This is a genomic window from Streptomyces hygroscopicus subsp. hygroscopicus (assembly GCF_001553455.1).
GTDB lineage: Bacteria > Actinomycetota > Actinomycetes > Streptomycetales > Streptomycetaceae > Streptomyces > Streptomyces hygroscopicus.
The window spans coordinates 1-12,836 of sequence record NZ_BBOX01000272.1; the positions used below are offsets into that span (position 1 = coordinate 1).

Here is a 12,836-nt window from a genome sequence, read left to right on the forward strand (position 1 = left end):
CCTCACGGAGGACCTCGCGGCGGTTCCGTACCCGACCGCCCGCGGCCGCGCCGCCGCCTACTACCCGAAAGACGCGGGTCCTGGCCCCGCTGGACGGCGTGGCCGGGTTCAGCAACCAGCCGGACGCCGAAAGGGGCCGTGGTCCGTCCCGGGAGCCCGCGGACCACCGGGCGGACGCCGGTGTGGCCCGCCGAGCCCCGCGATCCGCGGTGGGCTGATCGGTTCGGAGCGTTCCCGACCGGCCGGTTGCCGGACGAGCGTCAGCGAACCTCCGGGGCAACGGCCGGCGGCCACGCCCCGGGGTCGAGCACGCCCAGCGCATAGGCCCGCGCCACCAGCGCCGTCTTGCCGCACACACCCCAGCGCCGGGACAGCCGCCCCAGGTGGTAGTTGACCCCGTCCACGGTCAGGCCGACCGCCTTGGCCACCCGCGCGGTCGTGACACCGCCCGCCGTCAGGGCGAGGATCCGCGCCTCGGTCTCGCTCACCCGCGGCCGCTCGGCCACGTCCCCGGCGGGAGGGTCCGTACGTTCGCCCAGCACCCGGAGCAGCAACAGCAGGGCCGGCGGGGCGTCCGGGGTGTCGCTGACCGGGTCGACGTCCATCTCGCCGTGGCGCTCGACACCCCCGGCGGTGGACCAGGTCACCTCGACCGGATAACGGGACCTGCGGCCCAGCCGCACGGCCTCGCCGATGGGATGGAGGCGGGTCGTGGCCCGCGGGCGGAAGAAGTCCAGGGCGTTGCGGCCGCGCATCTGCCCCGAGAGCATGCCCCATTCGGCGGCCATCGCCGGGTTCGCCAGCAGGATGACGCCGTCCGCGTCGCAGAGGGCGACCGGCAGCGGCAGCCGGTCGAGCAGCAGCATGACGCGATTGCGCCAGGTGATCGCCTCCTGGCGCCATGTCTCCGCCACCGGGGCGTCGCCCGGCAGCCCGCTCGCCCGCAGATCCATCCCGCGCTCCTCCGCCATGACGTCCTCCCAGGGCCTGTCGGCGCAGGGGGCGCGACTGCTCCCGACGCCTGGTACGGCACCTCGCCGTGCCCGCCACGAGGGCGATGCTCCGCCGTGCGACGCTCCCCCGGCCACCGCCGTGCGACGCTCCCCGGCCACCGCTGGGAGATGCCCCCGCACCCGACACCGCCCGCGGCCCGCGGCCGAACGCCCCCTGTGACAGCGGGCCTTAGCGCCTGGGAGCCGCCCAGGCAAGTCCGAAACACCTCGGCCCACTACACAATTATGTAGCACCGTGGCGTCCACCGGTGCCCGTGCGGCACGAGGCTTGAGGAGGCCGCCGGGACCGTCTCCCGGCCGGTTTCCTACCCCCACGATCCACAGAAGGCGGTTTGCCTCCATGTCCTCGTCCCCGCTCCCCCCGCCGTCCGACAGCCGCGACGGAATCCCCGTCATCGACGTCACCGGCGCTCCGACGGACACGCCCATCCTGCAGAGCATCGAACTGGCCCGGCAGTACGGCCCGGCCTTCGTCCAGCGTCGGCAGGGGCAGGACAGCCTCTTCGTCAGCGGCCTGGAGCTGGTCACCGAGCTCTCCGACGAGCAGCGCTTCAGCAAGGCCGTCGGGCCGTCGCTGGAGAGCGTCCGCGAGTTCGCCCACGACGGGCTGTTCACGGCGTACAGCGACGAACCCAACTGGGCCAAGGCGCACGACATCCTGATGCCCGCCTTCGCCCTCGGCTCGATGCGCACCTACCATCCGGTGATGCTGCGCGTCGCCCGGCGCCTGATCGAGGCGTGGGACCGCCGCTGCGCCGCCGGCACCCCGGTCGACGTGCCCGACGACATGACGCGGATGACCCTGGACACCATCGGCCTGGCCGGTTTCGGGTTCGACTTCGGCTCGTTCACCCGCGACGAACCGCACCCCTTCGTCGACTCCCTGGTGCGCTGCCTGTACTGGGCGATGACCAGGCAGAGCCGCACCCCGGGCGTGGACTACACGGAGACCGACACCGCGTTCCGCGCCGATGCCGACTTCATGGCCTCGGTGGTCGACGAGGTCATCGCGGCGCGTACCGCTCCGGGCGCGGTACCCCCGGAGAACGAGGACCTGCTGGGGCTGATGCTGGGCGCCACCCACCCCTCGGACGGGACCACCCTGGACCGGGCGAACATCCGCGACCAGGTCATCACCTTCCTGATCGCCGGGCACGAGACCACCTCCGGCACCTTGTCCTTCGCCCTGTACAACCTGGTGAAGCACCCGGCGGCGCTGCGGCTGGTGCAGCGCGAGGTGGACGAGCTGTGGGGTGACGACCCCGACCCCGAGCCGACGTTCGAGGACATCGGCCGACTGCGCTACACCCACCAGGTGCTCAACGAGACGCTCCGGCTGTTCCCGCCGGCCGCGGGGTTCGCGCGCCAGGCCCGCCACGACACCGTCCTGGGCGGTATCCCGATGCGTGCCGGACAGTGGGCGGCGGTCCTGACGCCGATGCTGCACCGGGACCCGGTCTGGGGCGACAACCCCGAGCTGTTCGACCCCTCCCGGTTCGCCCCGGAGGCGGAGGCGGCGCGGTCCCCGCACGCCTTCAAGCCGTTCGGCACCGGCGAACGGGCCTGCATCGGGCGGCAGTTCGCGCTGCACGAGGCCACCATGCTGCTGGGCATGCTGGTGCACCGCTACCGGCTGCTCGACCACGCCGACTACCGGATGCGCATCAAGCAGACGCTCACCATCAAGCCCGAGGGCTTCACCCTCGGACTCGCCCGGCGCACCACGGCCGACCGGGAGGCGAACCGCGCCGCCCTGCCCACCGGTGCCGCCGTGCCCGGCGACGAGGCACCGGCCGAGGACACCGCCCTGCCCGCCCGGGTGCGCCAGGGGACCGGGATGCTCCTGCTGCACGGCTCCAACTACGGCACCTGCCGCGGTTTCGCCGAGCAGCTCTCGGACACCGCCGCGGCGCTCGGCTGCGAGACCGCCGTCGCCCCGCTCGACGCCCACACCGGTGCGCTGCCCACCGACCGGCCGGTCGTGATCACCGCCGCCTCGTACAACGGACAGCCCACCGATGACGCGTCCGCCTTCGTCCAGTGGCTGAAGACCGCCGGGCCCGGTGCCGCCGACGGCGTCACCTACGCCGTCCTCGGCGTCGGCGACCGCAACTGGTCCGCCACCTACCAGCACATCCCCACCCTCATCGACGCCCGGCTCGCCGCCCTCGGCGGAACCCGGCTGCTGGAGCGCGCCGAGGGCGACGCCTCCGGCGACCTGACCGGCGCGGTCAAGGCGTTCACCGCCGCGCTGCGCACCCGTGTCCTGGAGCGGTACGGCGACCCCGCCACGGTCGGCGCCGCTCCCGAGGCGGCGCCGGACGGTCCGGCGTACACGGTCACCGAGGTCACCGGCGGCCCTCTGGACGCGCTGGCCGAACGCCACGGCATGACGGCGATGACCGTCACCGAGACCGGCGCCCTCACCCGTCCGGGCCATCCGCGGAGCAAGCGCTTCGTCCGCCTGGCGCTGCCCGAGGGTATGACGTACCGCACCGCGGACCACCTCACCGTGCTCCCGGCGAACGACCCGGCCCTGGTCGAACGCGCCGCCCGGATCCTGCGCGTCGGCCTCGACACCGTCCTCGCCATCTCCGCCAACCGCCCGCACCGCGGCGGGATCGCGGTCGACCGGCCGGTGACCGTGCGCGAACTGCTCACCCGGTACGTCGAGTTGCAGGACCGCCCGACCGCCGGTCAACTGGCCGTCCTCGCCGGCCTCAACCCCTGCCCGCCCGAGCGGAAGACACTGGAGGCCCTGGCCGGGGACGCCGAAGCCCTCGCCGCGGACCACCGGACCCTGCTCGACGTCATCGAGGACAACCCCGCGCTGGGCGAGTCGCTGACCTGGCCGGTCCTGCTGGAGCTGCTGCCCCCGATCCGGCCGCGCCACTACTCGGTCTCGTCCTCCCCGGCCAACGATCCGCACCATGTCGATCTGATGGTCTCCCTGCTCCAGGCCCCCGCACGGTCGGGCCGGGGCGACTTCCGCGGCACCGGCTCCGGCTATCTGCACACCGTCCGCGCCGGGGACACCGTGTACGCCCGGATCCAGCCGTGCCGCGAGGCCTTCCGGATCAGCCACGACGCGCAGACCCCGGTCATCATGGTCTCGGCCGGCACCGGACTGGCCCCCTTCCGCGGTGCCGTCGCCGACCGGCTCGCCCTCGCGGTGAACGACACCAAGCTCGCCCCGGCGCTCTGCTACTTCGGCTGCGACGCGCCGGACGCCGACTACCTGCACGCCGCCGAACTGCGCACCGCCGAACTGGCCGGCGCGGTCCGGATGCGCCCGGCCTTCAGCGCGGCCCCGGTCGACGACCAGAAGTACGTCCAGCACCGGATCGCCGCCGAGGCCGACGAGGTCTGGGAGCTGCTCGGCGCCGGCGCCAGGGTCTATGTGTGCGGCGACGGCGGCCGGATGGCCCCGGGCGTGCGTGACACCTTCCGGGCCATGTACCTGGAGCGCACTCCCGGCGCCGACGCCGCGGCCGCCGCCGAGTGGCTCGACTCGCTGGTGGCCGAGGGCCGCTACATCGAGGACGTCTACGCGGCCGGCTGAGCCGCGAACCACCACGCGGAGGGCCTGCGTTCGACGGACGCCGCGCTTGCCGGACGGCTCCACGTCCGGCAAGAGGTCCACGCCGAACAGGGATCCGCGGGGTCGTCCCGGAGAAACCGGAAGAGGCCGGCCGCGGTGACGGGGCCGGCCTCGCCCAGCCTCCCCCGCTCCTACCGCTCCCCCGCTCCCCCGTCAACCGGGCCGAACCCGAGCTCCGGTGTGGCGGGGGCGCTGCTGAGTGCCCGTCAGCAGGCGTGTGATTCCAGGGAGTTCCCTGGTAGCCGCGATGACGCGGCAGGAATGTGGTACGGGTGATCCATGCCTCCCACGTTCAGTTCCGCGAAAACCCGCACCGCACTCCGCGCATCGGCCCGCGTCTCGCTCGACCTGCTGCTGATCCTCGGGATGGCCACAGTGACGCTGTGGCTCCTGGGCCTCATGTGGTCGGTCGTCTGGCCCCTGGTCATCGGCCTCCTCCTCACCACGCTGACCTGGCCCCCGACCCGTTTCCTGCGCCGCCACGGATGGCCACCCGCCGCGGCCGCTTCGGCGGTGACCGTGGCGTTCCTGCTGGTGGCCACCGGCGTCGTGGCGCTGATCGCGGTCCCGGTGGCGTCCCAGTCCGGCGAGCTGACCGACGGTGTGGTGGAAGGCATCCACAGGGTGCGGGACTGGGCCGCCGGGCCGCCGCTGAACATCGGCGACGACCAGATCACGCAGGCGTCCGACGCCGCGATCTCCCGTCTGCAAGACAGCGCCGGCAGCATGGTCACCACCGTCGTCACGGCGGTGAACACCGTGGTCAACGGCCTGGTCACGGCCGTCCTGGCGCTCTTCCTGATGTTCTTCTTCCTCAAGGACGGCCCGCGGTTCCTGCCGTGGCTCACGCGCCAGCTGCCCGGCCGGCTCGCCACCGACATCCCCGTGGTGGCCGCCCGAGGCTGGGAGACGCTGGGCGTGTTCGTGCGTTCCCAGGCGTTGGTCGGCCTGCTCGACGCCGTCTTCATCGGCCTCGGCCTGTGGATCCTGGGCGTACCCCTGGTGCTCCCGCTGGCGGTGCTGACCTTCGTCTCCGCCTTCGTGCCGATCGTGGGGGCCCTGTTCGCCGGTTTCGTCGCGGTCCTCATCGCGATGGTGTCCAACGGCCTGACGGATGCGCTGATCGTGCTGGCGATCATCGTCGTGGTGCAGCAGCTCGAGGGCAATGTGCTCCAGCCGATGATCCAGAGCCGTGGGCTCGGCCTGCACGCGGCGGTGGTCCTGCTGGTGGTGACGTTGGGCGGCAGCCTGGCCGGCATCGTGGGCAGTCTGCTCGCGGTACCGGTCGCCGCGCTGTTCGCGGTGGTCTGGAACTATCTGCGCGAGCAGCTGAGCGACCCGCCGCAGGAGCCGCAGACCGACGAGCGGCCCGCCGGTGCCACCGCCCCGTCGTAACGGGCCGCCGCTGTCGCGGCGCGACCGCCCGGCCGCGTCCCGACAGTGCCGGGGCGCGTTCGGCCGCCCGCCGGGCCCGTGGCGTCGAGGGGTGAACGGGGGACGACGCGGCATGCGGCGAGGGACCGCTGGACGGCCATCTGCTGGCGTCGAGGGGCGAGCGGGGGACGACGCGGCGGGCGACGCGCCACATGGTGTGCCGCGCTGGTGCGACGAGGGCCCCGTCCGCCGCCGGGCGGAGCGGAGCGCGGAACGGGCCCGCCTGGCGGGAGCCGCGCGCCCGTCGTGCGCGCCACGGCGTACACGAGCACCGCCGATGTCCCCGCGGTGTGGGATCCGCGCGGCGGCCCGCACCGGCTGGGCACGATGCCGGACCTGCCCGAGGGCAGCACCGTACGGTCGGTCGATGCCGTCAACGACCACAGCCGGCCGCTGCTACGGACCGACGGCACCGCCGCCGGCCGCGTGGCCGCCCCGGTCGTCCAGCCCCGCTGAACAGCCCCGGTGGCGGGCTCCTGGGCCCGCCGCCGCGCTCCGGCTCATGCGGCGAGCGTCTGTGCCGCCGCGTGCATGGGGGTCACCGGGATGCGGATCGGCGTGGCCGGGGTGCGGGTGGGCCAGACGCGGTACGTCGTCTTGGCCGGATCCACCAGGGGATCGCCGAGCATGATCCGCCCCTCGGAGTGCAACCTGTCGCACACCGGGGTCGGCAGCGCGACGTAGCAGCCTCCCCTGTTGGTGGCGGAGTCGTACGGCTGCCAGTAGCCGTACCGGCGTCGTCCACTCGCGTGCACGGTGACGAACACCGGCGTGCGGGGGTCGGATATGACGCGCAGGACGTCACCGGCAGCCTCGAACGGGGCCTCGGAACGCGGGCGGGGCTGGAAGAGGACGGGGGACATCAGGGTGCCTTTCCGAGGGCAGGAACCGAAGATCAGCTACTCCAATTAAAGCAGTGGATTGATCTCGAACACAGGACTTCCTCCCGGTCGCTCGCACCGAGTGCGGGATACGGCCGAAAACGTGGCCGCGGCCGAAACGTGGCGACGAAGCCCGTGGCCGGGCGTGTTCCGCGGCCGGTGTCCCGAAGCCGTACCCCGGTGCGGCGGTCACTCCCCGGGCCCCTCGGCCCGTACGAACACCCCGGCCCGCGCGGCGGCCGCGGCGGCCTCGGCGGCCCGGTCCGCGACGCTCTCGTCGAGAGGGCCACGCCAGTCCGCGGTGAACACGGCGCCCGCGACGTTCCCGAGCCGGTGCAGCACCCCGGTGCAGCACCCGGCGCATGCCCGGCGGGATGTGCTCGGGGATCGGACCGGCGTCCGCAGAGGCCAGCCCGGCCATCCGGTAGAGGTGGTCACGCTCGGCGGTGGTCAGACCCGGCCCCGCTGGTCCAGCCGGTGTCGTCACTCGCCGGTGGCCTTGTCCATCAACGCCCCGTACGCCAGCTGCAACGCGTCCGCTCCGGCCAGCGCGGCGAGCGTGCCCATCACGGCCCGGGTCGCCCGTGGCCAGAGCAACTGACCGGCGCCCAGGGTGGAGGCCACCCAGACGCTCATGCAGAAGGGGCAGGTCAGCAGCTCGCCGACGATCTCCTTGCCGTTTTCGGTGGTGGCCTCCTCATGCAGCTCGGCCGGGCCCTGGGAGCCGACGTACGTGGTGAAGGGAGCGCGCAGGGGGCTGGTCACCGACGCCTTGCTCAGCAGTCTGCTGAGCCGGAACGTGGCCATGGCCGTCAGCGCCACGTCCCAGGGCTCCGGCCGCTCGGGCAGTGGACGTCCGCTGAGCCGGACCGCCGCGGCCCACGCGGCCGTATACCCGCCGAACCCCGCCATGGCCGTGAGATAGCCGCCCAGCGGCAGCTCGTGGCTGAACGAGTACTCCCGCGCGGTACGGCGGAGAAACCCGCGCAGCCGTGCTCCGAGGCAGTTGTCGGCCGCCGTGCCCATCGGTGGTGCCCTCTTCCGTCCCGGTCCGGTGCCGGTCCGTGACTGCGTCGTGTGTGGCGTCCTCGGCCCGAACCCGCCGGCGCAGGCGCACCTCGACGTGGCCGTCGAGGATCCCGGTGCCGGAGGCGGGCTGGGGCGTGGTGGCGGGGCCGCGCACGTTCCACCGGATGCCCCAGCCACCTGCCGTGCGGCACGTCCCGACCGCGGCCCAACGGCAGGGACCGCGCCCCCGCCCGCCCGGCGTCGATCACCGGATCGGCCCAGGGCGCCCGTTCCCGACCGTCCAGCAGCCACCGCACTCGGTTCTGCTTGCTCCGGCGGCGGCGTGACATTGCGCTCATGCGCGCCGGGTCCCCGCCCGCACGCACGGCAAACGAAACGAGCGCGGAGTCCCGTCATGGGCGCGCGGTGCGGGACCGGTCGGGAGGCTCGCGCCGTCCGCGGGAGCGTCGCCGCACGAGCGACACCGGCACAGCGGGTTCCGCCCACGCGCCACCCGGTCTCACCTGGTCAACAACCGGTCCGGTTGCCCGGCCTCGGTCCGGAACCCGGAACTCGGCGTGAACTCCTAGGCGGGAAGATGTCCTCCATTGGAGGGAGGTTGAGCCGCGATCCCCGCCCGGAAGGGGCACTATGCATGCGAAGCCGGTCATTTCCGGCCGCTCATCCCCAGCAAGGAGTTGCCATGCGTATCCGGACCGCCCTGTCCACGCTCGCCCTCACCGCCGCGTCCCTCGCCGTCGGCGCGGCCGGCGCCGCCGCGGACGACGGGCCCGATGTCACCGTCGCCAACTCCAGCGCCACGACCTTCCCCGGCATGTGCGCCAGCAACGAGTTCTCCTTCGTCACCGTCCCGGTCAATCTGCTGGGCGGGTCGGACTCCAGCTCGTGCCGGATGCCCTGATCCGCTCCCGTTCGCCTTCCCGGCCCCCGGAGCACCTCAGCCCTCCGGAGCACCTCAGCCCTCCGATGGCGGGTTCTCCGGGGAGCCGGGGAGCCCCTCCCCCGTGGCGCTGGAGGCGGGCAGCGGAACATCGCCGTGCCGTGCCACCGGGCCGCGCCTCGCGGAATCCCGATGGAGGTGGCACCGGCGCGGGTGACACCAGCACGGCCGTGTCAGGTGTCCGTGGGCGCGCCGTCCCACAGCCGCAGCAGGGCCTGGTTGACCAGCTCCGGCTGCTGGGTGTGCGGATAGAACCCGGGCACGCGCAGATGGCGGGCGCCGACCGTTTCGGCGATGACCTCGGCGCAGGCGATCAGCGGCTCACCCGCGTACCGCCGGTACAGCTCCGGCGCGCCGGCCCAGTCACCGGAGACCAGCAGAGTGGGCCACGGCGCGTCGGCGATCGGCCGCAACGGGATGTCCGCGTCCCAGCACGGGCGTTCCCGCATGGAGGTGCGCGCGGCACGCAGCCGCGCCGTGGTGGGCTCCGGCATCGGCAGTCCCAGCCCCTCGGTGGAGGCGCGCAAGAAGTCCTGCGGCGACAGGTCCTCGGGGAGGTCCGCCGTGCCCTGGCGGGCGCGGGCCAGCGCCTCGGCCACCACCGGATGGTGGTCGGCCACACGCAGCGCTCCCGGCTGGACGAGGGCCAACGACCGCACCAGGTCCGGGCGTTGTGAGGCGGCCAGCAGCGCGCCGACGCCACCGTAGCCGTGTCCGACCAGATGGGCCCCGTCGCCCAGCAGGGTGATGATGTCCTCGGCGTCCACCGCGTAGTCACTGCGCTCGGTGTCCGGGCTGCGCCCGTAACCGCGGCGGTCCATCAGCAGCAACCGGGCGTGGGCGGCCAGGGGGCGCTGTGCCGCGAAACCGTAGGCGGTGTCGTCCCCCCAGGTGATGACGTTGTGGACGAACACCGCCGTCGGTTTGTCGGCGCCGCCGTCCGTCCAGACGGTCACGTGCACGGGCGCGCTCGTCATCGACCCCTCCTCGTCCGGTCCACATCTCCCGTCGCAGGCGCCACTCTACGGCCTGTCGGCTCCGGGTCGCCGCGCCTCGGCCCGGAGCCGTCGTCTCCTGAAGTGCGTTTCGCCGCCGTGCAGTTGGGAGCCGTGGCGCCCGCCGCACCGGAACCAGCCGCGGACGCGCAGCGGCCAACGGTCAGCGGTCAGCGGTCAGCGGTCAGCGGTCAGCGGTCAGCGGTCAGCGGTCAGCGCACGGTCGCGCGCCCGCCGACGGAGCCCGCCGTCCCCGCACCGCCCGCCGGTCTCCCGGCCTTCGCCCGCGCACCCGCGCCATCGGTGGCTGCCGAACGGGGCGACCACGCGCCGGGCACCGGTCCCGCGGGCCGGAGAGCGCACGGAGCGGGCCCGGGGCTACCAGCTACGGGCTACCGGCTACCGGCTACCGGCTACCGGCTACCGGCTACCGGCTACCGGCTACCGGCTACCGGCTACCGGTGAAGATACGGCTCCGGGCTCGCTCGATGCGGCGGCTCATCAGGCAGCCCCACGGCGGCGTGCCGGAAGCGGCACGGAGGGCACGGGGTGCGCGGGATGCGCGGGATGCGCCGGGCGATGTGGCCACGCCCCGCCGGACCGGGCCTGCCGTACGACACCGGTCAGTCGTTGGACAGGGCCTCCAGGAGGTCCCCGGCTTCAGGATGCGGCAGGGCGCGGGCGACGTCGGCCACGGCGACCATGCCGACCAGATCGTGCCCGTCGATGACCGGCAGCCGCCGTACCTTGTGGTGGCTCATGGTCGCGAAGATCTCCTCCGCGTCGTCGTCGGCGCCGATGGTCACCGCCTCCCCCTGAGCCAGCTCACCGACCTTCGTCCGAGCGGGGTCCTTGCCCTGGCCGAGGACCTTCACCACGATGTCGCGGTCGGTCACCACGCCCTTGAGCCGGTTGTCGGTGCCGCAGATCGGCAGCGCTCCGACCTTCAGCTCGGTGAGCTTGCGCGCCGCGTCCAGGACGGTGTCCTCGGCCCCGGCGCACTCGGCCCCCGGCGTCATGATCGCTCGTGCGGTCGTCATCGCTCTCCCTTCTCAGGTGATGCCTCTCTCAGGTGATGCCTCCCCGCTCCGTTCCGCGCGGCGCGGGGACGTCACTGCGGATCAGCGGCCGAGTGCCCGGGGCAGCCGCTTCTCATGCCTGCCGACGTGGCCCTCGGCGCTCCGGCGTCGGCCTGTCGTGGCCCACCTGAGCGTCGGCTCAGGCACCAGCCACTCCCCGGGGACATGTATCCGATTGCGCCGCCTCGACGCCGGCCCGATCACCCTGCGGGAACTGGCCGAGCGGATGGGCGCCGATCCGCCCTACACCACCGTCATCGTCGATGACCTCGTGCGGCGCGGCCTCGCCGAGCGCATCACCCATCCCGCCGATCGCCGGTCGAAACCGGTCCACCTCACGGAGGAGGGCCAGGTGGCGGCGGCCCGCGCCATCGACATCCTCACCACCCCGCCCGACGCCCTGCTGGCCCTGCCCCCGGAGGACATCCAGGCACTGGACCGCGTCATGGCGAGGCTTCTGAACCGACCTCAGGCCGGTGACCAGAACCAGCTGACGGACCACTCGACCCCGCGCATTCCGTCGGCCGCGAGGGGCCCCCTTCCGGGATGGGCACATCCGTTCTCAAGGGTTGGCGACCCACCGGTGGGGCAGTCTCGACAGATGCGCTGTGGAGTACTCGACATCGGTTCCCGTTCCGTCCATCTGAAGATCGCCGATCTGGCGCCCGGCGGTCCGCCCGAGACGGTGACAACGCTGAAACGGCCGGTCCGCCTGGCCGAGGCGACCGACGCGGAAGGAGTGATCCACCCCGATGCCGTCCAGAGCCTGATCGGCGCCGTGACCGAGGCGGCCGCGGCCTCGGCCGCCCATGAGGTCGATGAGCTGGTCCCCTTCGCCACCTCGGCGGTGCGGGACGCCACCAACCGGGATGCCGTGCTCGCCGAGGTGGAAGCGGCCACCGGGGTGCGCATGACCTTCATGAGCGGGGTGGAAGAGGCCCGGCTGACCTTCCTGGCGGCCCGCGCCTGGCACGGCTGGTCCGCCGGCCGGATGCTGCTCCTCGACATCGGCGGCGGCTCACTGGAGATCGCCTACGGCGGCCACGCGGAGCCCGCGATCGCCCTCTCGCTGCCGCTGGGCGCCGGCCGTCTCACCCGCCGCCATCTCCCCGACCACACCCCGGTGAAGAAGCGGACGGTCAAGGAGCTGCGCCGCCATGTGTGCTCCGTCATCGAGGAGGCCACCGCCGAACTGCGCCAGCAGCCGACGCCCACCTCGTACGTCGCGACCTCCAAGACCTTCACCCAGCTGGCACGTCTCACCGGGACACCCGTGCCCGCGTCCGGCGCGTCCGGTGCCGCCACCGGCCGCGGCCCCGGCACCCACGCCCTCCGCCGCGACGATCTGCGGCCCTGGCCCCTGCGGCTCGCCACGCTGTCCGACGCCCAGCGCGCGCAGCTGCCCGGTATCTCCGCCGCCAGGGCGCACCAGTCCCTGGCCGGTGCCGTCGTCGCGGAGGCCGTCATGAAGGTGCTGGGGGTGAAGCGGCTCACCATCTGCCCGTGGGCGCTGCGCGAGGGTGTGCTGCTGGAGCGCCTCATCGCCCTCGCCCCGCAAGCACCTTCCGTCATCGCGCTTCCCTCCCCCCGTCGCGCCGCGCCGACCTCCCCCCTCTCGAAAACAACGGTTTGCCCTCAGTGATCTCGGCTAGAAGAGTGACTGACCGAGGTGCTTCGGAAAGCAGGCACATCTGGCGGGAGGCGCGCGCCGCGCGCTGTGAGCCCCAGACGCGCCGTGCCGGCCTCCCGCTCCGCTGTACAGCAAGAGCAGGGAGGAGAGACGACACCGATGAGCGCCGTATCCGCACCCGCACGCGCCCGCCGCCGTCACGACGACGCCCCTGACACCGCGGCCGACTTCGAG

The 12,836-nt window shown here is 73.4% G+C and carries 11 protein-coding genes; 5 read left to right on the forward strand and 6 right to left on the reverse strand.

The window, feature by feature from the left end:
* Window positions 1-260: 260 nt before the first annotated feature.
* Window positions 261-971: a PAS domain-containing protein gene (locus AXW62_RS25995; RefSeq protein ID WP_370682934.1), complete on the reverse strand. Its 711-nt coding sequence runs from the start codon at window positions 969-971 to the stop codon at window positions 261-263.
* 382 nt (window positions 972-1,353) lie between these two features.
* Between AXW62_RS25995 and AXW62_RS26000 the strand changes: the two genes are divergently transcribed.
* From AXW62_RS26000 to AXW62_RS26010, 3 genes are all read left to right on the forward strand, one after another.
* Entirely contained in the window at window positions 1,354-4,575 is a 3,222-nt protein-coding gene (locus tag AXW62_RS26000) for a bifunctional cytochrome P450/NADPH--P450 reductase (protein WP_060946646.1), read from the forward strand.
* Between the two features lie 318 nt (window positions 4,576-4,893).
* Window positions 4,894-6,009: an AI-2E family transporter gene (locus tag AXW62_RS26005; protein ID WP_060946647.1), complete on the forward strand. Its 1,116-nt coding sequence runs from the start codon at window positions 4,894-4,896 to the stop codon at window positions 6,007-6,009.
* Between the two features lie 285 nt (window positions 6,010-6,294).
* Window positions 6,295-6,504, forward strand: coding sequence for a hypothetical protein (locus AXW62_RS26010; protein WP_060946648.1), 210 nt, complete (start codon window positions 6,295-6,297; stop codon window positions 6,502-6,504).
* 44 nt (window positions 6,505-6,548) lie between these two features.
* On the opposite strand, the gene AXW62_RS26015 is transcribed toward AXW62_RS26010, so the two are convergent.
* The 3 genes from AXW62_RS26015 to AXW62_RS26020 form a co-directional block, all read right to left on the reverse strand.
* Window positions 6,549-6,911 carry a hypothetical protein gene (locus tag AXW62_RS26015; RefSeq protein ID WP_060946649.1) on the reverse strand — a complete coding sequence of 121 codons (363 nt, stop codon included), beginning with the start codon at window positions 6,909-6,911 and terminating at the stop codon, window positions 6,549-6,551.
* A gap of 207 nt (window positions 6,912-7,118) precedes the next feature.
* Window positions 7,119-7,271 carry a hypothetical protein gene (locus tag AXW62_RS45190; protein WP_214516875.1) on the reverse strand — a complete coding sequence of 51 codons (153 nt, stop codon included), beginning with the start codon at window positions 7,269-7,271 and terminating at the stop codon, window positions 7,119-7,121.
* A 141-nt stretch (window positions 7,272-7,412) separates the two neighbouring features.
* Entirely contained in the window at window positions 7,413-7,955 is a 543-nt protein-coding gene (locus AXW62_RS26020; RefSeq protein ID WP_060946650.1) for a DUF1360 domain-containing protein, read from the reverse strand.
* Window positions 7,956-8,640: 685 nt separating this feature from the next.
* Between AXW62_RS26020 and AXW62_RS26025 the strand changes: the two genes are divergently transcribed.
* Window positions 8,641-8,859, forward strand: coding sequence for a hypothetical protein (locus tag AXW62_RS26025; protein WP_030837692.1), 219 nt, complete (start codon window positions 8,641-8,643; stop codon window positions 8,857-8,859).
* Window positions 8,860-9,071: 212 nt separating this feature from the next.
* Here the strand turns inward: AXW62_RS26025 and AXW62_RS26030 are convergent, their stop codons facing one another.
* Window positions 9,072-9,875, reverse strand: coding sequence for an alpha/beta fold hydrolase (locus AXW62_RS26030; protein WP_060946651.1), 804 nt, complete (start codon window positions 9,873-9,875; stop codon window positions 9,072-9,074).
* A 641-nt stretch (window positions 9,876-10,516) separates the two neighbouring features.
* Entirely contained in the window at window positions 10,517-10,933 is a 417-nt protein-coding gene (locus AXW62_RS26035) for a CBS domain-containing protein (RefSeq protein WP_060946652.1), read from the reverse strand.
* Window positions 10,934-11,147: 214 nt separating this feature from the next.
* Between AXW62_RS26035 and AXW62_RS41440 the strand changes: the two genes are divergently transcribed.
* Window positions 11,148-12,614: a Ppx/GppA phosphatase family protein gene (locus tag AXW62_RS41440; protein WP_159060958.1), complete on the forward strand. Its 1,467-nt coding sequence runs from the start codon at window positions 11,148-11,150 to the stop codon at window positions 12,612-12,614.
* Window positions 12,615-12,836 lie beyond the last annotated feature (222 nt).

Coding starts and splice junctions, on each gene's coding strand:
- AXW62_RS25995 (WP_370682934.1), bottom strand. CDS start 971: ATGGCGGAGGAGCGCGGGATGGATCTGCGGGCGAGCGGGCTGCCGGGC.
- AXW62_RS26000 (WP_060946646.1), top strand. CDS start 1,354: ATGTCCTCGTCCCCGCTCCCCCCGCCGTCCGACAGCCGCGACGGAATC.
- AXW62_RS26005 (WP_060946647.1), top strand. CDS start 4,894: ATGCCTCCCACGTTCAGTTCCGCGAAAACCCGCACCGCACTCCGCGCA.
- AXW62_RS26015 (WP_060946649.1), bottom strand. CDS start 6,911: ATGTCCCCCGTCCTCTTCCAGCCCCGCCCGCGTTCCGAGGCCCCGTTC.
- AXW62_RS26020 (WP_060946650.1), bottom strand. CDS start 7,955: ATGGGCACGGCGGCCGACAACTGCCTCGGAGCACGGCTGCGCGGGTTT.
- AXW62_RS26025 (WP_030837692.1), top strand. CDS start 8,641: ATGCGTATCCGGACCGCCCTGTCCACGCTCGCCCTCACCGCCGCGTCC.
- AXW62_RS26030 (WP_060946651.1), bottom strand. CDS start 9,875: ATGACGAGCGCGCCCGTGCACGTGACCGTCTGGACGGACGGCGGCGCC.
- AXW62_RS26035 (WP_060946652.1), bottom strand. CDS start 10,933: ATGACGACCGCACGAGCGATCATGACGCCGGGGGCCGAGTGCGCCGGG.